This is a genomic window from Bdellovibrio sp. HCB274 (assembly GCF_047306075.1).
GTDB lineage: Bacteria > Bdellovibrionota > Bdellovibrionia > Bdellovibrionales > Bdellovibrionaceae > Bdellovibrio.
The window spans coordinates 1,480,467-1,499,280 of the sequence record NZ_CP178623.1 but is presented as its reverse complement, the minus strand read 5'-3'; the positions used below and the strand labels follow the sequence as shown (position 1 = coordinate 1,499,280).

Annotated in this window: 19 protein-coding genes and 1 tRNA gene; 4 read left to right on the top strand and 16 right to left on the bottom strand. The window is 46.9% G+C overall.

All coding sequences use genetic code 11. The annotated features are described in order from the left end of the window. Positions 1–53: 53 nt before the first annotated feature. The 3 genes from ACLWNV_RS07330 to ACLWNV_RS07320 all read right to left on the bottom strand — a co-directional run bounded on the left by ACLWNV_RS07330 (position 54) and on the right by ACLWNV_RS07320 (position 2,112). Positions 54–926 (bottom strand): SH3 domain-containing protein, encoded by an 873-nt coding sequence (locus ACLWNV_RS07330; protein WP_413587276.1) that lies wholly within the window; start codon positions 924–926, stop codon positions 54–56. Beyond that, complete coding sequence (locus ACLWNV_RS07325) at positions 901–1,596, bottom strand: polyprenol monophosphomannose synthase (RefSeq protein WP_413587275.1); 696 nt, start codon at positions 1,594–1,596, stop codon at positions 901–903. The genes ACLWNV_RS07330 and ACLWNV_RS07325 overlap by 26 nt, the downstream gene beginning before the upstream one ends. Positions 1,597–1,671: 75 nt before the next feature. Further along, the gene (locus tag ACLWNV_RS07320; protein ID WP_413587274.1) at positions 1,672–2,112 is read right to left on the bottom strand and encodes a hypothetical protein; all 441 of its coding nucleotides are present in this window, start codon (positions 2,110–2,112) and stop codon (positions 1,672–1,674) included. Positions 2,113–2,191: 79 nt separating this feature from the next. Here ACLWNV_RS07320 and ACLWNV_RS07315 point away from each other — a divergent pair, with 79 nt between their 5' ends. From ACLWNV_RS07315 to ACLWNV_RS07305, 3 genes are read left to right on the top strand one after another with little or no spacing between them, the layout of a single operon-like run. After that, positions 2,192–2,845, top strand: a complete 654-nt coding sequence (locus ACLWNV_RS07315; RefSeq protein ID WP_413587273.1) for a hypothetical protein — start codon at positions 2,192–2,194, stop codon at positions 2,843–2,845. Positions 2,846–2,862: 17 nt separating this feature from the next. Beyond that, entirely contained in the window at positions 2,863–3,537 is a 675-nt protein-coding gene (locus ACLWNV_RS07310) for a hypothetical protein (RefSeq protein ID WP_413587272.1), read from the top strand. Between the two features lie 57 nt (positions 3,538–3,594). Further along, a complete protein-coding gene (locus tag ACLWNV_RS07305) occupies positions 3,595–4,158 on the top strand; it encodes a Yip1 family protein (protein WP_413587271.1) in 564 nt (187 codons plus the stop codon). 112 nt (positions 4,159–4,270) lie between these two features. On the opposite strand, the gene ACLWNV_RS07300 is transcribed toward ACLWNV_RS07305, so the two are convergent. The 13 genes from ACLWNV_RS07300 to ACLWNV_RS07240 all read right to left on the bottom strand — a co-directional run bounded on the left by ACLWNV_RS07300 (position 4,271) and on the right by ACLWNV_RS07240 (position 18,377). Further along, positions 4,271–4,771 (bottom strand): OmpH family outer membrane protein, encoded by a 501-nt coding sequence (locus ACLWNV_RS07300; protein ID WP_413587270.1) that lies wholly within the window; start codon positions 4,769–4,771, stop codon positions 4,271–4,273. Between the two features lie 186 nt (positions 4,772–4,957). Beyond that, positions 4,958–5,407 carry a dUTP diphosphatase gene (dut, locus tag ACLWNV_RS07295; protein WP_413587269.1) on the bottom strand — a complete coding sequence of 150 codons (450 nt, stop codon included), beginning with the start codon at positions 5,405–5,407 and terminating at the stop codon, positions 4,958–4,960. After that, positions 5,404–6,672: a M16 family metallopeptidase gene (locus ACLWNV_RS07290; protein WP_413587268.1), complete on the bottom strand. Its 1,269-nt coding sequence runs from the start codon at positions 6,670–6,672 to the stop codon at positions 5,404–5,406. The genes dut and ACLWNV_RS07290 overlap by 4 nt, the downstream gene beginning before the upstream one ends. Positions 6,673–6,750: 78 nt before the next feature. Next, on the bottom strand, positions 6,751–8,844 hold the full coding sequence (gene pnp, locus ACLWNV_RS07285) for a polyribonucleotide nucleotidyltransferase (protein WP_413587267.1): 2,094 nt from the start codon (positions 8,842–8,844) through the stop codon (positions 6,751–6,753). A gap of 219 nt (positions 8,845–9,063) precedes the next feature. Continuing rightward, positions 9,064–9,333, bottom strand: coding sequence for a 30S ribosomal protein S15 (rpsO, locus tag ACLWNV_RS07280; protein WP_413578321.1), 270 nt, complete (start codon positions 9,331–9,333; stop codon positions 9,064–9,066). Between the two features lie 129 nt (positions 9,334–9,462). Further along, a complete protein-coding gene (truB, locus tag ACLWNV_RS07275; RefSeq protein WP_413587266.1) occupies positions 9,463–10,449 on the bottom strand; it encodes a tRNA pseudouridine(55) synthase TruB in 987 nt (328 codons plus the stop codon). Next, a complete protein-coding gene (rbfA, locus tag ACLWNV_RS07270; RefSeq protein WP_413587265.1) occupies positions 10,439–10,840 on the bottom strand; it encodes a 30S ribosome-binding factor RbfA in 402 nt (133 codons plus the stop codon). Before rbfA ends, truB begins: the two co-directional genes overlap by 11 nt. Further along, entirely contained in the window at positions 10,840–13,725 is a 2,886-nt protein-coding gene (gene infB / locus ACLWNV_RS07265; RefSeq protein ID WP_413587264.1) for a translation initiation factor IF-2, read from the bottom strand. The genes rbfA and infB overlap by 1 nt, the downstream gene beginning before the upstream one ends. A gap of 40 nt (positions 13,726–13,765) precedes the next feature. Continuing rightward, positions 13,766–15,166: a transcription termination factor NusA gene (gene nusA, locus ACLWNV_RS07260; RefSeq protein ID WP_413587263.1), complete on the bottom strand. Its 1,401-nt coding sequence runs from the start codon at positions 15,164–15,166 to the stop codon at positions 13,766–13,768. A 12-nt stretch (positions 15,167–15,178) separates the two neighbouring features. Then, positions 15,179–15,703 carry a ribosome maturation factor RimP gene (gene rimP / locus ACLWNV_RS07255; RefSeq protein WP_413587262.1) on the bottom strand — a complete coding sequence of 175 codons (525 nt, stop codon included), beginning with the start codon at positions 15,701–15,703 and terminating at the stop codon, positions 15,179–15,181. A gap of 303 nt (positions 15,704–16,006) precedes the next feature. Continuing rightward, on the bottom strand, positions 16,007–16,444 hold the full coding sequence (locus ACLWNV_RS07250) for a GNAT family N-acetyltransferase (protein ID WP_413587261.1): 438 nt from the start codon (positions 16,442–16,444) through the stop codon (positions 16,007–16,009). 9 nt (positions 16,445–16,453) lie between these two features. Further along, positions 16,454–17,080: a hypothetical protein gene (locus ACLWNV_RS07245; protein WP_413587260.1), complete on the bottom strand. Its 627-nt coding sequence runs from the start codon at positions 17,078–17,080 to the stop codon at positions 16,454–16,456. A 94-nt stretch (positions 17,081–17,174) separates the two neighbouring features. Further along, on the bottom strand, positions 17,175–18,377 hold the full coding sequence (locus tag ACLWNV_RS07240; RefSeq protein WP_413587259.1) for a hypothetical protein: 1,203 nt from the start codon (positions 18,375–18,377) through the stop codon (positions 17,175–17,177). 330 nt (positions 18,378–18,707) lie between these two features. Here ACLWNV_RS07240 and ACLWNV_RS07235 point away from each other — a divergent pair. Then, positions 18,708–18,789 (top strand) — tRNA-Leu (locus tag ACLWNV_RS07235). Positions 18,790–18,814 lie beyond the last annotated feature (25 nt).

The following is an 18,814-nucleotide window of genomic DNA, read 5'->3' as shown; positions in this document are numbered from 1 at the left end:
GGCTTGTAACCCACCCTGTCCCAGACGTCATGGTTATTGCCTTGCGTTAGGCTTTAAAAATCAAGGCCTGCGGTAATTCCATACCCGAAGTAACTTTCTTTTTCCCAATAAAACTTAACATCGGGACGAATCGAGACTCTTTTGATTCGGTAGGAAATTCCCGCATTGAATAAAACTCCCAAAGTCATATCGTCGGCAGAGTAAGGGTCCACCACACCCGGAAGTGTTAAATCAAAATGCGAATACTTTAACATCGGACCGAAGCCATAAAAGAAAAGAAAATCATTGCCCTTGGGAAGCACGGTTTGAAACAGGAAATTCAAAATGACGATGTAACCGCTGCCTTCATTCCCCGTATAGTCCTTGTAGTAAGAAGGTGCTCCGGAATGAAAAAGAATATTGGTTTCAGTATAGATGTCGCCTGAAAACAACGTGTTGTAACCGTGAAAATTTAAACCCAAAAAAGATGTCTGCGCATTTCGGCGTCCACCCATGGTGTCTTCGGCATAATCGATGAAATTCAGCGACAGTCCGCGATAGCGGCTCGCAAAGAATGGTTTTTTTCCAGAGTACTCTGCTTCGTCGGGATTCTCGTTGTTTTCCTGCAGGTCTTCCTTGTTGATGACACCAGGGTGAATCTCGGCGTCAGAAATCCAACCGGTCACTCCGGGCTTTAAACGGACCTTGAAAAAAGGCCCTTTCTTTCCTTTGGAAATCGCCATCACCTGACCTTGTTTTAAGACCGCCATAACCGGGGCATCAAAATCAGGATCTTTATAAACCTGCGCTTCATCAGCTACGACAGTTCCACGTTGCGCCTGTGCCAGCGCAACTCCCGGAAGCAAAAACAAAATGAAGAGCAATGCTGCAAGGCCCGCAGAAAGTTTCGGGCTTGCGCGCTTACTTAAAGCGCATAAGCCAAACACGCCAGAAAGCCTCAAGGACAATTTTCAATGCCATTTTACTTTGGCCAACGCGACGGTCTTCAAACACGATCGGAGACTCTGCCCCTTTGAAGCCTTTTTTTAATGCTTTGTATTTAAGCTCAATTTGAAAGCTGTAGCCGTTACTTTCGACTGTGGATAGATCAATGCCCAATAGAACTTCTTTTTTCCAGGCATTAAATCCGCCTGTCCAGTCGTTCAATGGGAAGCCTAATATCAGTCTGGAATAAATACCGCCACCACGGGAGATGATCTTACGCAGGATGCCCCAGTTCACAGTGCTGCCGCCCGCGATATAACGGGAGCCCACTGCGAAATCATTGTCTTTCAGTTTCCCCAAAAGAGGTCCCAAATCTTCGGGACGATGAGAGAAATCCGCATCCATTTCTGTGATCACTTCATAACCCTGATCGATACCCCAGCGGAAACCAGCGATATAAGCTTTGCCCAAACCTTGTTTGCCCGGACGGGACAACAAGTGAAGATTCGGAAGAGACTTCTGCATTTCACGTACGATGGAACCTGTGCCATCTGGTGAATTGTCATCAACGACAAGAATATCAACGCCCAAGTTTTGAGCAAACACCGCAGGCACAATGGTCTGCACATTTTCTTTTTCATTGTACGTAGGAATTACGATCAGAGTTTTCATGCCCCTAAATTGGCACAAAGCTCTTTGACTGGCAACAAACGCGCCGCATCTGGCGAAGCTAAAATCCGGAGTTTTTTAAATAGAACGAGAAACCAGCTTACCTTTACCCTTGTTTTCCAAAGCTTCAGCTTTTTTCGGTGTAATGGTTGGCAGGTTCAATGGCTTTGTCAGCAAGTACTTGGGATCCTGCTTACGCACGTCCAATTGCACTTTCACTTTATCCGCAGCAGCGGCGGGGTCTTTCACGTAAAGAATCGGATCAAACCCGCAAGTGCGGCACACCACCGACAAACGCCAGCGGATCTGCACAAATACTTCCGAGATCGCCAAACACACAACAAACGCAATCATCACGCGAGGATCGTATTCCTGCCAGATCGCGAACATCACCACAATTGAAGCCATCGCGGCTGCGATGATATTCATCACGCCGATATTTTTCTTGCGATAAATATTACGCGGAGTTTTGCAAAAGGCGCAGTAGCAGTTGTGTTTGGATTTAAATAAAGAAAACATATAACCAGTCTGCCAAAGACGTGGTCTAGATTGAAAGATCATTTTTTGATAAATGACAAACCCTTGCTAGAATCAGCTTATGACTAAACTAAAATCGTTCCAGTTCGCATTTGTATCCCTTTTTACAATTTGCCCCTCAACTATGGTCTGGGCCGCTTCTGGCGCCGATTATCAGGAAGTCAGCTATGACGACCTGGTGAACGAACTTAGCAACAAAAAATCCACTTACGAGCAGATCAAAAAAGACGCCAACGGTCCGCAATCCCACATCGGTATTGGTTACGTGAATGGCTTCACGAACGTTTCCACTGAAGGCGAAAATTTCAACCGCCGCACGACAGGCATTCAGCTTTCAGCCGGCCGCGATCTAAGCTCACGCAATATCTACGGCGAAGTTATTTTCCGTAACTACGGCTCGAATGATTCAATCAATGAGGAATTTTCCTTGCGCGAACTTGAAGGCAAAGTGGGTTACACAAACCAGATCGAAGGTGTTTGGAACTACTCTATCAGCAGCGGTCTTTCAGCCCGTATGATGAAGTATGCTAACTCTTCCAAAGACCTTCATGTGGACGAAACCACTCCCGCAGTGGTTGTTTCCAGTGGAATCTTTGCGCAACTTAGCAAACACATCTCGGTCGGTATCGAAGGCAGCGCACGCACTGCTTTGGTTAATAAGCCTTCCGACAAAGACTCTTTTGATTTCGCGTTTCGCTTGAACACTTCTCTTTAATTCGCAATACTGGGCAGGTGGATACACTTGCCCTACTTCTTAGTCTTTTTGTTTTTCTGGTCGCCTTGGCCATCTGGACCAACAAAGTCCGCTCCCGACTGCATTATGATTCTGCCCTTCAACCGAATTGTCTTTTGACCCGCTGGCCGCTGTTGTTTGTGACCGGCCCCCGCAGCTTTTTTTACTTTTCCAACTATTGGAACCTTTATCCTTCTTACCTCGCAGAGCACGGGTATGAGGTCTATCACCTGCGCCTGCCATGGAGTGATTCACTGCTGCGCCAAACCCGCCTGACAGAGTTTCTAAAATCCCAGGATGCCGCCAAAAGACACTTTCATCTGGTGATGGATTCTTACTCTATGGTGGAGTTGGAACCGGTTTTAAGAAGTTTGAAACCAGAATGTCTGATCTCGATCACGGAAATCGCAGATGCTGACGCCAAAAGCTTAAACTCTTTGAACACACCCTTCGTGCCCCAGGAAACACTGCAAACCCTGCCTTCACGAAAAGGCGGCTTCTTTATCAAGTGGGCCTATGAACTTCACCGCCTGCTGCTGTTCGGCCGTCAGGTGCCTTCGCTAAGCTGTCTGGGCGCGGTGAAACAAACCCGGCTGCAAAATGCCCGACTGCTTTTGGAACGTGCCCAGGTTTTGGCGGAAATGGATCTGCGCGAGGGCGATCTTAACGTTTGAAAACCTTCGCAGCTCTTACCACTTGCTAACCGAACTTGGTCGTGATGCAATAGCTCCATGAGTGACTACCGCGACGTAACACCGAATCAATCCCCCCATTTACAAACAGCCAAAGAAGTTTTCAATTACATCATTGATTACCTTCGCCATCCCGTTCAAAAGATCAAAAATCTGCCGGACTGGAAATGGTCGACGCTTTTAATCACTCTGGCTGTGGTCTCTATGATCTCGGGAGTGATTTCCGGATTGGTTCCACCGAATATCTACCGCATCGGCGCGGGCATCATCTTTGCGCCATTTGTAGCGTTGGTGATGACGTGGCTGGGAGCAGTTTTCATTTATTACTACTTTCAGGTTTTTGAAAAGCGGACCTGTTCTTTGCGCCTGATCTTCACACTGATCTTATTTGCGAACATTCCGTTTTTTATTTTCCAGGCCGGCTCTGAACTGATTCCACCACTGACTTTGGTGGGATTTGCTTTCACAACTTTGTTGTTGGCAGTGGGCTTAACTGAAAACTTCCAATTGGAAAAAAAGCGCGCATTGCGCCTGGTGACCATCCTGTTTGCGATCGTCTTCTTCCTGTGGCTTTACAACCGCATCGAAGTTTCCAGAATGTAGTCGTTACGCAAATAACTCCCGATATCGGGAAATAAAAAAGGCCGTGTTTGAAAAACACAGCCTTTTTTTTGTTCAAATCCCGGATAAATTTGGGACCGCTTAATAGACGAAATTAAAGCTTATCAACAGCCTTAACAACTTCTTCAGTTAAATCTGAATCCGGTGTTGAAAACAGAATGCCGTTATTGTTTTCCATAACCAGAGTATAACCTTTTTCTTTCGCGATTTTCGCAACAACCGTCTTCATTTTTTCAACGATAGGAGCCGTCAACTCGCCCTGTTTCTTTTGCAGATCCATTTGGCTTTTCTGAACTTCCTCACGGTACTTCATCATCAGCCCCTGGAACTCAGCTTGCTTCTTACCCAAAGCATCTTGAGAAAGAACAGACTTCTTCTTCTCGATGTCTTCGCCCATTTTCTTAAGCTCAGCTTCTTTCTTTTCGATGTCTTTTTTCTTTTTAGTAAATTCAGTTTCCAATTCAGCTTTGGCTTTCTTACCCGCCGCCGTCGCCTGAACCGCTTTCGGCATATCCACAAAACCAACTTTGCTATCAGCCGCATGAGCAAATGAAGCCACCAACAAAGCACTCAAAGTAATAACTAAACTTTTCATAAAAATCCCCTTTTCGGTTACCTAAAAGCCTTAAGCATTTCCCCACCCTTGGCAACCCCCAAAAGTGTGTCCGTACCTTTCACCCACCAAAAAAAAGGCACCCCGAAGGTGCCTTTTTGAAGAATCCGTTCCCAGATCCATTTTCGATTTTCAAATATCGATTTTCGAAAAATCGCAAAGCGATTTTTAAGCGCGTCCAGTGGAGCCGAAGCCGCCAGCACCACGCTCTGTCTCTGACAGTTCGTGAGCCATAATGAAGTTCGCCTGGTAAACCGGAGCAACCACCAATTGAGCACAGCGTTCCTGATCGCCGATTGTTACAGCGGCATCACCCAGATTGATCACGATGATTTTTACTTCACCACGATAGTCCGCATCGATAGTTCCCGGCGTGTTCAAAACAGTCAGACCGTTTTTTGCCGCCCAGCCACTGCGAGGACGTGCCTGAATTTCAAAACCCATTGGGATTTCAAAGCTCAAACCTGTCGGGATCATCGCACGCTGACCTGGTTCCAAAACCACAGGACCATCAAGTTGTGCACGAACATCAACGCCGGAAGCACCAGCCGATTGATATGCCGGCAATTCACCTTTGAAGTTTTCAAGAGTCTTAATTTTTACATTTACTTTATTCATAGTTCATACCCCTCCCACCAGTCTTTGAGTTCTTCAACACCAGTGCCCAGCAATACGCCGGATGTTTTATCAGTCTTAAGCTCACTGCGGATATAATCATTCACAGTATCCACTGTGACCTGATTGATTTCCTCAATCACTGATTCGACTGATCTGTATTCGCCAAACACCATTTCATTGACCGCCAAGGAAGTCATGCGATTTTCGATGTCGTCGGAGCCCAGCAAAATCGAACCTTTGACCTGCGTTTTAAACATTTCAACGTCGGCGCGCGAAGCACCTTTGGTTCGGACTTTTTGAAACTCCTTGGCCACCAGATCAGCGACTTTTTTGACGCTTTTTAACTCGGAAGCCGCATAAATATTCAGCATTCCTGAGTCAATGTTGGTATTAAGACTAGAGAAAATAGAATAAACCAATCCACGCTTTTCACGCACACTTTGGTAAAGCTTGGAGGTCATCCCTCCGCCTAGCAAAGTGTTCGTGATCACCGCTTCAAAACGGTATTGATCACGGAAGCTTGCCGTCGGCAGTCCCAATAGCATGTGCACCTGTTCGGATTGTTTTTCCATCACCCGACGACGACGCAACCAGTTTGGTTTTTTGCGCGTATTCTTCAGTGTGGATTTTTTCTTTTTACCCAGATGCTTTTGTACACCAGCCATAAATTCATCATGATCCAGGCAGCCTGCTGCACTGACGATGATGTTTTTGCCGGTATAATTTTTCTTATAGTAATCCATCACCTGGTTTTGCTTCATCAAAGCGATGGAAGCTGGCGTTCCCAAAATCGGGCGCCCCAAGGGATGTTTGCCGTAAGCCTCGTCATAAAGAACGTCATAGATAACGTCTTCATGGGAGTCCTCGGACATGGCAATCTCCTGCAGAATCACGCCCTTTTCCAAAGCGAATTCTTTTTTGACCAGATCCATATTGGAAACCAGATCAGACAAAACGTCCAAGGCCTTTTCCCAATGATCTTTCAAAACCAGAGCGTGATAGCACGTGTATTCACGTGTTGTGTAAGCGTTCAGCTCCCCACCCACGGACTCCAGAGATTTTGCGATTTGATAGGTATTACGGGTCTTCGTGCCCTTAAACACCAGATGTTCCAACAAGTGAGACATCCCGGCGATGGCCGGCGTTTCATCACGAGTTCCGGTTAAAACCCAGATACCGATAGAAACGGCACGGGACCCTGGATGAAACTCGCTCATCACTCGGATCCCGTTAGACAGTTCAGATTTTTTGAACAGATTTGCCAATGAAGTTACTCCATTTCAAAGGCCTTGCGGCCCTTGAGTAATGTGCCCACCTTCGCCAAAGCGTCGGCGGACAAAACCTTACTGAAGCAAGGCTTTGCGAGAAAGTTTCACGCGACCTGCACGGTCTACTTCAAGAACTTTCACGTCGATAGTTTCACCCTCTTTAAGAACATCTGTTACAGCGCGAACGCGCTCGTTAGAGATCTCAGAGATGTGCAACAAACCTTGAGTGTTCGGAAGGATTTCAACGAAAGCACCGAACTCAGCGATTTTAACTACGCGGCCTTTATAAGTTTTGCCAACTTCAGCTTCTGCCACGATGTCGTTGATCATGCCGATAGCTTTTTTAGTTGCTTCAGGATCAGCAGACGCGATGTGGATTGTACCGTCGTCTTCGATTTCGATCTTAACGCCAGTAGCTTCAGTGATACCACGGATAACTTTACCACCAGAACCGATAACTTCGCGGATTTTGTCCGGACGGATTTTGATAGTCTCGATACGTGGAGCAAATTCAGAGATTTGACCACGAGGAGTTTTCATCACTTTTTCCATTTCGTTCAGGATGTGGATACGGCCGTCTTTAGCTTGAGACAACGCTTGTTCCATAACTTCGAAAGAAACAGAGTCGATTTTGATATCCATTTGAACTGCTGTGATACCGTTTGCAGTACCAGCAACTTTAAAGTCCATGTCACCCAAGTGATCTTCGTCACCCAGGATGTCAGTCAATACAGCTACGCGGTCGCCTTCTTTGATAAGACCCATTGCCACACCGGCAACGTTGCCTTTAACCGGAACACCGGCATCAAGAAGAGCCATCAAACCAGAACATACAGTACCCATTGAAGAAGAACCGTTGGATTCCAAAACTTCAGATACGATACGGATTGTGTATGGGAATTTCTCATGGTCAGGAAGAACTGCTTTAAGAGCACGTTCAGCCAGGTTACCGTGACCGATTTCACGACGGGAAGTACCGCTCATACGACCCACTTCACCTACAGAGTATGGAGGGAAGTTGTAGTGAAGCATGAACTTGCGTTTTTGAACGCCCAACAATGAATCAACCATTTGTTCATCGTCACCAGTACCCAAAGTCACAGTACCCAAAACCTGAGTCTCACCACGAGTGAAAAGACCAGAACCGTGAGCGCGTGGCAGGATACCAACTTCGTTCGCAACCGGACGTACAGTCGTCGTGTTACGACCGTCGATACGCACTTTGCGATCAAGGATCATGGAACGAGCTTCTTTGTACTTAAGATCTTCAACGATTGTGTTTAGTTCTTTTTTACGCTGTTTCAAAAGGTCTTTGTCAGTGATTGACGCCAACAAAGATTTTTCAGCTTCAGCTGCTGCTGCGCTTGCAGCTGCATAACGGTCTTGCTTGATTTTGATCGCCAAAGCTTCAGCGATTTTAGGTTGCAAGAAAGACTCTGCTGCATTTTTGAATTCAGCATCGATAGATGGAGCTGTGAAAGTACGTTTTGCAACTGAACCTGTTTTTTCACGCAATTCATCCTGCGCGTTCAAAAGAGGAATCAATGCCTGGTGACCGAATTTCAAAGCTGCCAAAGCGTCTGCTTCAGAGATGAATTTCGTTTCGCCTTCAACCATCAACAAACCATTGCGAGTACCCGCAACGATCATATCCATATCGGATTTTTCCATTTGTTGTGGAGTTGGGTTGGCGATGAATTGACCGTCAACGCGAGCGATTTGAACTGCTGCAGTTGGGCCGTTGAATGGAATGTCAGACACGTGAAGGGCTGCAGAAGCACCCAAGCTTGCCAGGATTTCCAATGGGAATGAACCGTCAGCAGAAAGAACTGTCGCTACAACTTGAGTTTCGTAGCGGTAGCCCTCTGGAAAAGAAGGACGGATTGGACGGTCGATCAAGCGAGCGATAAGAACCGCGTCGTTTGTTGGCTTAGCTTCACGTTTGAAGTAACCGCCTGGGATTTTACCAGTAGCGTAGTATTTTTCGATGTACTCAACAGTTAGAGGGAAGAAATCCAGCTCTGATTGTTTTTTGGAAGAAACAGCAGTTACGATAACCATGTTGTTACCGGAAGAAACAAGCACTGATCCATCAGCTTGTTTTGCCATACGGCCTGTTTCGATTGTGATCTGCTTTCCACCTACAGAAGTAGTTACAGTCGTTTTCATTAAATCTCCTTATTTAGCGAATTTCGTATTCGCCATCCGTTTGTGGAAGCCATCTCAAAAATCAATCTGACTTTGAGCACTCCGGCTCCGCCGGAGTAGAGCATTCAGCCTTCGTGCCTTTTGCTCGTGAAGTCAGCGGGATTTCTCAGCTGGCTTCCTGTTTTTTAAAGTTCGAAGGGGCTATTACGCCCCTTCTTTAGTATCTTATTTAAATGGAGATTACTTACGGATATCAAGTTCTTTGATAAGAGTTTGATAAGCCGCTACATCTTTGCGGTGCAAGTAATCCAAAAGCTTACGACGTTGATTAACCAAAGTCACAAGACCACGACGACCGTGGAAATCTTTTTTGTGAGTTGTGAAGTGAACTGTAAGGTCGTTGATACGAGCTGTGATCAAAGCAACTTGAACTTGCGCTGAACCAGTATCTAGGCCTGCAGTTTTGAATTTGTTAACGATCTGTGCTTTTTGTTCTTTAGTGACTGCCATTAGCGTCTCCTGTTTTGGCGTTGCCGCCGGTTTGTATACTCCCCGCCTTAGTCGTCATGGCTGTCGATCCTAGGCAGGTTTGGTAAGGTTCTATCTGCTCCCGCAAGCGGGGTCAAGTAGTGAAAATAATTAGTATTTGAAGACCCTCTTTAGGACGAATCCGCGGCCCGGTTCCAGGCCAACAATGGCCAAAAGCTTGCCGCTATCCAAAGCTAAAATCTGCACGTATTGGTCTTCTTCGGGCTTGAAAACCGCTATAAGCTGGCTGCGCAGGTCATGGCTGATTTGGCCATTTCCCAAAAGCACCTGATCCTGCCCCTTAACCCGAATGCGCTTCACGGTTGGCAGGGCCACATCCATGTTCACGAAAGATCCCGAAAAAGTGTCCTTTTTTACACACTCCTCGATCGCCTCCAGGGTCATCGCCTGTTCCAGATAGTACGGAGAGGAGTAATTCCTGCGCAGAGCACTCATCGCCGCGCCACATCCTAAAGCCTTCCCTAAAAGGTCCACCCATGTACGGATGTAGCTTCCTTTGGAACAACGAAGGTCAAACTCTGCCCAATCAGTGCCCATCCCCAGGAATTTGATATCCCAGAAATTCATCACTTTTTTAGGGATGACGACATTCTTTTCCTGACGAGCATATTCGTAAAGCTTTTTACCCTGCACCTTGATGGCTGAGTAAATAGGTACTTCGACTTCCATCTCGCCTTGCAGCTTCATGGCCTCAGTCAGCAATGTCGCCTCATTCAGCTGCACCGGCATTGTTTCCAGAATTTCCCCGGTCGTATCCAGGGTGTCGGTGCGAATTCCAAATTGAATGCGCACGCGATAACCTTTATCGCCTTCAAGAATGTATTGGGAAAGTTTGGTCGCCTCGTTAATCAGACAAGCCATCAGGCCCGATGCCATGGGATCTAAAGTCCCGGAGTGCCCTACGGACTTTGTACCCATGATACGACGAACGCGGGAAACCACATCGTGGCTAGAGATTCCTGATGGTTTATCCACCAGCAACAAACCATCAAATGCGACAGCCTCCCGCTTTACGCGAGGAGCTTCACCTTCCGTTTTACCGGGAGGATTTTTAGATTTTTCAGAATTATTCGTCATCAGATTCGGATTCGTTTTTTGGTTCTTTGGCTTTTCTTTCAGCCTCAAGATCAGAGATGATGCGCTCCACTTTCAAAACCTGTTCTGTCGTATGATCCGCATAGAACTTCAGTTTCGGGCAATAGCGCATCTTTAATTCTTTACCGATAAAGTTTTGGATTTCAAAGGCGCGTTCCTGCAAAAGTTCAATCGCCTGTTCCTGAGCCTCTTCAGAACCCAGAACGCTGATATAAACTTTTGCCGCACGCAAATCCGCTGGCATCTTTACAGAGGCCACCGTCACCAAACCTGGCAACGGTAATTTGAAACCTTTAATCAAAAACTGAGCAATGGTAGCCTGAATTTGACGTTCAACTTGAGCGACACGGCGCCCATCACCCATATTTTTCATTAGATACCCAATTCTTTCGCAACTTCTTTTTTCACGAAAGCTTCCATCATATCGCCGACTTTAATGTCATTGTAGTTTTCAATGCCGATACCGCACTCGTAGCCGGAAGCCACTTCTTTAGCGTCGTCTTTGAAACGTTTAAGCGATGAGATCTTACCTTCGTAAATGATCTTGTCTTCACGAAGAAGACGGATCGAGTTGTTACGTTGAACCTTACCATCGATAACGAAGCAACCAGCGATAACGCCGATTTTCGGTACGTTGAAGGTATTACGAACTTCCACACGGCCCATAACTTCTTCAACCATATCTGGAGTAAGAAGACCGGACATTGCAGCTTTCATTTGATCAATCAATTCGTAAACGATCGAGTAAGTTCTGATGTCGACACCCAATTGTTTCGCTTTAGCCTGTGCGCCCAGGTCAGGACGAACGTTGAAGCCCAAAACGATACCTTTGGAAGTGTTCGCAAGAGTCACGTCATTTTCGTTGATACCACCAACTGCGGCGTGGATAACACGCACTTTAACTTCTGGAGTAACAAGTTTTGAAAGCATTCCGTTGATGGCCTCAAGAGAACCATGAACGTCTGCTTTCAGGATGATCGCAAGCTCTTTCACATCGCCAGCTTTAACTTTAGAGAAGATCTCGTCCAAAGACATTTTCGAAGCCGGAACATTGGCTGCTTTTGCCGCCTGTTCTTTTCTCAATGTGGACATTTCTTCCGCAGTTCTTTCATCTTTAACGATGTCAAACTTATCGCCCGCTGCCGGCACACCATCAAGACCCAGAACTTCCACTGGAAGACCCGGACCGACAGATTCCACTCTTTGACCTTTATCATTCGTCAATGAACGAACGCGGCCTTTCATTGTTCCTGCAACAAGGTACTGACCTACTTCCACAGTTCCGTCTTTAACCAGAAGTGTAGCAACAGGTCCTTTACCTTTTTCCATTTTCGCTTCGATCACAAGACCTGTGCCCGAACGTTTTGGATTGGCTTTCAATTCACCGATTTCAGCCAACAATTTGATTTGCTCAAGAAGCTCTTTCAAGCCGGTTTTCTTAAGTGCTGAAACTTCCACGAAGATCGTGTTACCGCCCCACTCTTCCGGGACGATTTCAAGTTCAGTCAATTGTTGTTTGATACGGTCCGGATTTGCACCCGGTTTATCCATCTTATTCACAGCGACGATAATAGGTACGCCTGCTGCTTTCGCATGGTTAATAGATTCCTGCGTTTGCGGCATCATACCGTCATCCGCAGCTACCACGATAACCGCGATATCTGTCGCGTTCGCACCACGAGTACGCATTGCCGTGAAGGCTTCGTGACCCGGAGTATCCAGGAACGTGATCAAAGAACCGTCTTCAATTTTAACAGAGTATGCACCGATGTGCTGAGTGATACCGCCGGCTTCGCCTTTAGCAACATCAGCATTACGGATAGCATCAAGCAACGATGTTTTACCATGGTCAACGTGACCCATGATTGTAACAACCGGTGGACGAGTGATTTTATCTGCATCCAGATCACCGAAGGCAGTTTCTGTCGCCACGTCTTCCGCTGTCTTAAACACGTTTTGTGCTTCCCAACCGAATTCAGGCACGATCAATGCGATCGTATCGAAATCCAGGTCCGTGTTCATGTTCGCCATCACACCATTTTTCATCATAACTTTGACCAGCTGAGGAGCTTTCAAGCCCATCGCCATCGCCAAGTCAGAAAGTTTCATGGTGTTGTTCACTTTAACTACGCGCTTATGAGCGGCAGCTGTCGTGATCTGAGTTTTTTGACCTTGCTCAGTAACGATCTTCTTCTTTTTAGGTTGGAAGACCATTTCGCGTTTACGGAAATCAACCGCATTGAAGCTCTTGATTTCCTCTTCTTTTTCTTTTTCACGGGCACTTGGACCTGCATTAAACGCCGGAACCGCCGGAGCTGCACCAAAGCGTTTACGCTTATCAAAGTCCTTATTGTGATGGTGATCCGCGCCACCTTCAGGTGGCAACTCTGGCGGAGCTTGTTGAGCTACGAAGCCAGGACGGATGTTGCGCGTTGGCGCCCCACCTGCCGGACGGTTGAAACCGCCTGGACGTGGGCCAGTGAAAGAAGCACTTGCACCACCACCGGAACGAGGCTGGAATCCACCTTGTGGACGGTCACCTTGCTGGCGCGGAGGAGCTTGTGTTTGAACGCGGGAAAGATCCATACGTCCAATGATATTTCTTTTTGGAGCCGAAGCTGGAGTTGAAGAACTCGCGACACCGCTGGTTCCAACCACAACTTCTTTTTTACGTGCCGGTGGAGCTGGCGTTGCAGCGGGAGCTGCCTCTGTTTTCACAGGAGCAGGTGCTTCAACTTTAGCTTCCACAACCGGTGCTGCAGCTGGTGCCGGAGTCGGTTCTGGTTTTGCGACAAGCTTTTCCTCAACAACGGCCGGAGTTGGCTCAACGGCCTCTTCCTTGGCAGCTGCTGCTGGCTTTTTAACTACAACACGAGTTGTTTTTGGAGCTTCTGTTTCAGCTTCCTCTTCAACTTCGGGCTTGGAAATTACTTTTGCTTTCGCTTCAACCGGAGCCGCTTCCTCTTTCGTCTTACGACGAATGACTTTAGCCGGAGCCGCTGTTGCCGCTGCTTCAGCTTCCGCTGCCGCCGCTACTTTTTTAGCTGGCGCCTTGCGAGTCGCAGCTTTTTTGGGTTTAGCTTCTTCAGCCGGCTTGTCGCCACCACCCAACTTAATTTTAATCTGCTCAAGAACCTGAGGGTCCAACTCCGCCATGTGGCTCTTAATAGGCAGATTCCATTCACGGATCTTGTCCATCAATGCCAGCGGGGTCATCCCGATTTCTTTAGCAAATTCAAAAACTTTTGGATTACTCACTCAGTCTCCCTGTGTAGTAACTGTAACTTTAAACTTAAATCTATTCTTCTTCAGCTTCTTGAGAGTTCAATTTTTGCAACTCTTGCTTCAACAATGCATCGGCTTGTGCTTTCGCAGATCCGCCACCCGCTTTGCTGTCTTTGGCAACTGTTGGAGCTGTTGGTACTGGAGTACCTTCTGCTTCATACTTTTTAAGCAAAGCGTTTGCTTCGTTAGAAAGTTTCTCTGCCTTTTCCGGATCGTCGTAACCTGGAATTGTCATCAATTCCTGAACGCTCGCCTGAGCTACAGATTGGAATGAACCGAAGCCGGATTGGAAGATGTTTTGTGCCATTGTTTCGTTCATGCCCGGGATCAACATCAAATTAAAGATGGATTCCGCTGTACGAGACGCTGCTGAAGATTCAGAAATGATATCCAATTTCCAAGTCGTCAATTTAGCTGCCAAGCGAACGTTTTGACCACGTTTGCCGATTGCCAAAGACAATTGAGAATCTGGAACAACGATTTCCATTTCACGGTTTGTGTCATCAAGGAATACGCGGGAGATTTCAGCCGGAGCCAAAGCATTTACCGCGAAACGAGTGATGTCTTCATCCCAAGGAACGATATCGATTTTTTCGCCACGAAGCTCTTGTACGATGTTTTGTACACGAGAACCCTTCATACCAACACACGCGCCCACTGGATCTACAGTAGAGTCGTTGGAACGAACTGCGATTTTTGCACGCTGGCCTGGCTCACGAGCCGCCGCCATGATCTCAACCACACCGTCGTAAATTTCCGGAACTTCCATTTCGAAAAGTTTCATCAAATAACGTTCATCAGCGCGGGACATGATGATTTGAGGACCACGCGTTGTCTGACGAACTTCAGACAGGTAACCCTGAATACGGTCACCTGGTTTGTATTGTTCGCCAGGAATTTGTTCACGAGGCGGGATATAAGCTTCAGAACGGCCCAAATCCACAACGATCGCGCCTTTTTCCACGCGACGGGCGATACCGGAAGCGATTTCGCCTTTGCGCTCTTCGAATTCAGTAAAGATGATGGAGCGTTCAGCATCACGCACTTTTTGCATGATGATTTGTTTCGCAGTTTGAGCTGCGATACGGCCCAAATCAGTCGCTTCCAATTTGATACCGATAGAATCGTCCATTTGAACGTTTGGATCCAGTTTAACAGCGTCGTCGTAAGGAATTTCAACTTCCTCATCCACGAATTTTTCACGAGGCACTACTTCTTTGAACTCAAACAATTCAACTTCGCCAGTCTCTTCATTGTATGCCGCTTCGATTTCACGGTAAGTACCGTACTTTTTACGGGCTGCTACAAGCATACCTTGAGTGATTGCATCGATAACGACCTGTTTGTCGATACCTTTGTCTTTACCAACCTGTTCAATCACTTTGGAAAGATCTGAAAACATATTTTCAGCCATGGCTTATCCTCTCTACTTTTTTTGACCTTTAGTAACTTCAAATAATACTTTAGCTTTTTCGATCATCGCGTACGGGATTTTGATCTCGACGTCATTGATCACGAAACGCACAGCCTGATCGTCAGCGGACTCAATAACGTCCTCGACCGTCTTGGCGGCTTTCCATTTCTTATCCGTCACACCCATGCTCTCCAAAGATTTGGATGTTTTCAGATAAACTTTTTTGCCCACGGCTTTTTGGAAGTGCCATGGTTTAACCAAGTGGCGCTCCAAACCCGGACTGGAAACTTCCAGCGTATAAGGACCGCCTGGAATGATGTCCTCGTCCTTATCCAGAACCTCGTTCAAAGCTTTGGAAACATTCGAGCAGTCATCAAGACTGATACCGCCCTCGTCATCCTTATCAATGAACAAACGCAAAGTACGTCCTTTGCCCATGCCTACGAACTCGATATCGTAAAGCAGGCAGCCATTTGTAGCGGCAGCATCACTCGCGATTTTTTCAACTTGATCTAACCAAGAGGGTCTCTCAGACATCTCTTCACTTCCTTTAACTTCAGCCCACCAACCCCGAACGGTGGTTTCAGCTTACTAATGAAGTGACTCCAGCTTAAAACCGTTGGGAAATATCCAATCTGGGTTTTAAAGCCTGTGCATGCTCAAACGCTTAAAGCGTATCTGGCGCGCATCCCGTTTGTCCGAGGAACTCAAAAAGAATTCAGTGGCAAAAAAAAATGGGCCTGTTGGGCCCATCGAACGTCCTTAAACTAACAAAAAAATCGAAGAGGTGCAAGGACTTATCTGGCCCTAGGTCTCCCCACACTCCCCAGAGCGAATGAGTCAGGGACAGGAATACAATAGTGCTGTGGCCCCATCCTTATAATAGCGTGGGCGCCGCCCTGTTAGTTTAAACCCGAGCTTTTCATACAATTTCTGGGCAGATTCATTGCTCTCGTGGACCTCAAGCCACAACTCCCTATCATGACCCTTTGCGGCGATCATGTGTTTTATCAAAGACTCCATGAGGCCGCGCCGTTGAAAACTCGGGTGAGTCGCCACCAGCGAGATCTCCCACGCCCCAGGAACTTCGCGGTACAAGACAAATCCAGCAAGCTCCTCGCCCTCAAAAATCCCCACGCCTTCTGCGGTGGCCATTTCGGCGCCCAGCATATCGGCAGGCCAATAGAACTGCGGCAACATTCCTGTTTGCTGATGAATCGCCTCAACCAAGGCGCGCATCGCAGCTTTGTGGGGAGTGTACAAAGATTCGATTCTCATGAAGATGCCTTAGATGAAATTTCTGACTTTGTATTTACGCTTCATCAATTCAAACCAGGAGCGCAAACGCTCTTCCAGCTGCTGCTGGCCTAAGAAGGTTTTGATATTGTCGCGAATTTCCGAAAAGGGCGTGTTACCGAACTTACTGCGGTTTTTTTGATAGTATTCGTACGCATCGACGTTAGACACAATCCCCGCCATGGAGCCGGTTTTAAATTTCATAAAACTTTTGGCGACAAGTTTGCGATCGGTGAACTTCTTCACCTCGGCCGATGTGGGCTGCAGTTGATTCCAATAGGTTTTGCCCGCAGTTGCTTTTTCGACTTTTGCCAAAGCTTCATCGAGCTCTGCTGTGGACGCCGCGCCGACATTGAAAGTCGCCGCCTCCATTGCAACCACGGCCTCCAGTAAAACTGCCGTCACATGATTGCGAAATTCTTTGGATTCAGGCCCTGTTTCCAGAAGCGCGCTGGATTTACTGTCTTTCGGCGGATAAAGAATATGATCGATGACCGTCGTGATTTGCACCTCGCGGCTGGTAATCACGTACTCCCCCACTTGTCCCACGGTTTCAGAAACCAGGGTCGCGGCATGCAGGGGCAAAGCTATAAATAAAGACATAATCAGGATGCGCATGGATTTATTGTACCGAAGCGCTGGTCTTTGTCCAAAAAAAAAGCGGAGCCCCATTACAGGACTCCGCCACCACTGAGAGATATTTGGGAGCTTATTAGAAATTCATGCGACCGGAAACTGTCATTACATAGTACTGAAGTTTTTCGATCGGGTTCGTGTTCTGATACTCATTCCAACCAGAGTTCCAGTTGCTGCCATAGTTAATACGGTTGGAAAGATTCCACATATATCTGAAATCCAAACCAATTGCGTATTTTGGAGAGAACTCAAGGTCCGCACCAACCAGCGCACCCAAGTCTACTGCATGTGAGTTCACATCAGAGTTTGAGTTGTTGTTATAGTTGGTCATGTAACCGTAGCTATTTTTCGCTTCGTAAGTTCTGTAAGAGTAAGCCGCGATACCACCGATAACTGGTTTCACGATACCATCAAAGAACTGGATTTTAGCTGCTAACGCACCCGTGTATTGATTTACATCAACACCGTTTTGATTGTTATACATATTGCCGTACCAGTTGTTATTCACGGAGTAGTTCGAGTAAAGGAATGAACCCTCGATGATGAAACCATCAACTTTGCTACCGAACGCTACGCCCAACGCATAGTTGCCTTTTACGTTGGAAACATCTGGATAGTCACCCATACCAATTAAACCGGAAACGTATTTGCTACGAACTGGCTCAAGAGGTTTGTTTTTCTCCAAAGACGCTGCCATTTCCTGGCGAACGATTTCGCGAGTTGCGGAATCATCAGTCACTTGTTTTTCAACGATAACTGGAGCCGGAGCTGCTACCGGAGCAACAATCACTGGTTGTGCGATCGGTTGCTGAACTGGAACCTGTTGCGCCTGATTTAGATTGTTAAATTTATCACCGAACAATACGTCAGCACGGCGCTTTTCATCTTCCATGCGGGATTGTTCAAGTTTTTCCACGATTTTTTGTTCAGTTTGAACTTCAGCATCCTGACGGCTCTTACGGATAGATTCCGCACGGGATTCCGCCAACGGAGAAGCTTCAATAACAGTCGTAGGCTGTTTTTGAACCTGCTGAGTTGCTGCAGTGGCCTGAGCCGCTTGCGCAGGAGAGTTAATAATATAGATAGGTTGTGGCTTAACTGTTTGCACTTCACCTGCTGCTGCCGCTGGCAACGCAGTTTGAGTGCTCACAACCTGTGGTGTTGTCTGCTTGGAATACATAGCATCCAATTCAGCATCAACATCACCTTCTAGGGATTGAGCCAACGCGAATACCGGCGCCATGCTCAAAGCCGCAAGGACATAGATATACTTTTTCATAAAGTCTCCTCAGTGTGGTTTTCTTAGAACCTTTTTTAATCGAAAGCCTGTAAAGCAAGGCCAGTGCCAACTGGGACGGATTTCGTCCTTACCGTCTAAACTATTGATATCCGGGGATTTTGGCCCTCTAAGGATCCGGAAGTGGTTTGCTTGGCAGAATAAAGAAGTGACAACTCTTAGAGCGCTTCCTGAAATCCTTTCAAACTGGGGTCAATTTGGCCAGGAGTGACAAAGTCGCTGAAAAACCGGGCAAAAACGCAGAAAAATTAACGGTTTTTAAAAAATATGTTGAGGATGAAGGGGTCTTACTATTAAAAAGGTTCTCTCACTGCGGGTGTGGTGAAATGGTAGACACAGAAGATTCAAAATCTTCCGCGAAAGCATGGGGGTTCAAGTCCCTCCACCCGCACCAACCTTCGCTAAAGCTACGGTTGGCA

Bases quoted from the DNA above. Each gene is read 5' to 3' on its own strand.
- ACLWNV_RS07300 (WP_413587270.1), bottom strand. From the start codon at position 4,771: ATGAAAAGTTTAGTTATTACTTTGAGTGCTTTGTTGGTGGCTTCATTT.
- ACLWNV_RS07325 (WP_413587275.1), bottom strand. From the start codon at position 1,596: ATGAAAACTCTGATCGTAATTCCTACGTACAATGAAAAAGAAAATGTG.
- ACLWNV_RS07245 (WP_413587260.1), bottom strand. From the start codon at position 17,080: ATGCGCATCCTGATTATGTCTTTATTTATAGCTTTGCCCCTGCATGCC.
- ACLWNV_RS07315 (WP_413587273.1), top strand. From the start codon at position 2,192: ATGACTAAACTAAAATCGTTCCAGTTCGCATTTGTATCCCTTTTTACA.
- rpsO (WP_413578321.1), bottom strand. From the start codon at position 9,333: ATGGCAGTCACTAAAGAACAAAAAGCACAGATCGTTAACAAATTCAAA.
- ACLWNV_RS07240 (WP_413587259.1), bottom strand. From the start codon at position 18,377: ATGAAAAAGTATATCTATGTCCTTGCGGCTTTGAGCATGGCGCCGGTA.
- rimP (WP_413587262.1), bottom strand. From the start codon at position 15,703: ATGTCTGAGAGACCCTCTTGGTTAGATCAAGTTGAAAAAATCGCGAGT.
- nusA (WP_413587263.1), bottom strand. From the start codon at position 15,166: ATGGCTGAAAATATGTTTTCAGATCTTTCCAAAGTGATTGAACAGGTT.
- dut (WP_413587269.1), bottom strand. From the start codon at position 5,407: ATGAATAAAGTAAATGTAAAAATTAAGACTCTTGAAAACTTCAAAGGT.
- ACLWNV_RS07305 (WP_413587271.1), top strand. From the start codon at position 3,595: ATGAGTGACTACCGCGACGTAACACCGAATCAATCCCCCCATTTACAA.
- truB (WP_413587266.1), bottom strand. From the start codon at position 10,449: ATGACGAATAATTCTGAAAAATCTAAAAATCCTCCCGGTAAAACGGAA.
- pnp (WP_413587267.1), bottom strand. From the start codon at position 8,844: ATGAAAACGACTGTAACTACTTCTGTAGGTGGAAAGCAGATCACAATC.
- ACLWNV_RS07320 (WP_413587274.1), bottom strand. From the start codon at position 2,112: ATGTTTTCTTTATTTAAATCCAAACACAACTGCTACTGCGCCTTTTGC.
- ACLWNV_RS07250 (WP_413587261.1), bottom strand. From the start codon at position 16,444: ATGAGAATCGAATCTTTGTACACTCCCCACAAAGCTGCGATGCGCGCC.
- rbfA (WP_413587265.1), bottom strand. From the start codon at position 10,840: ATGAAAAATATGGGTGATGGGCGCCGTGTCGCTCAAGTTGAACGTCAA.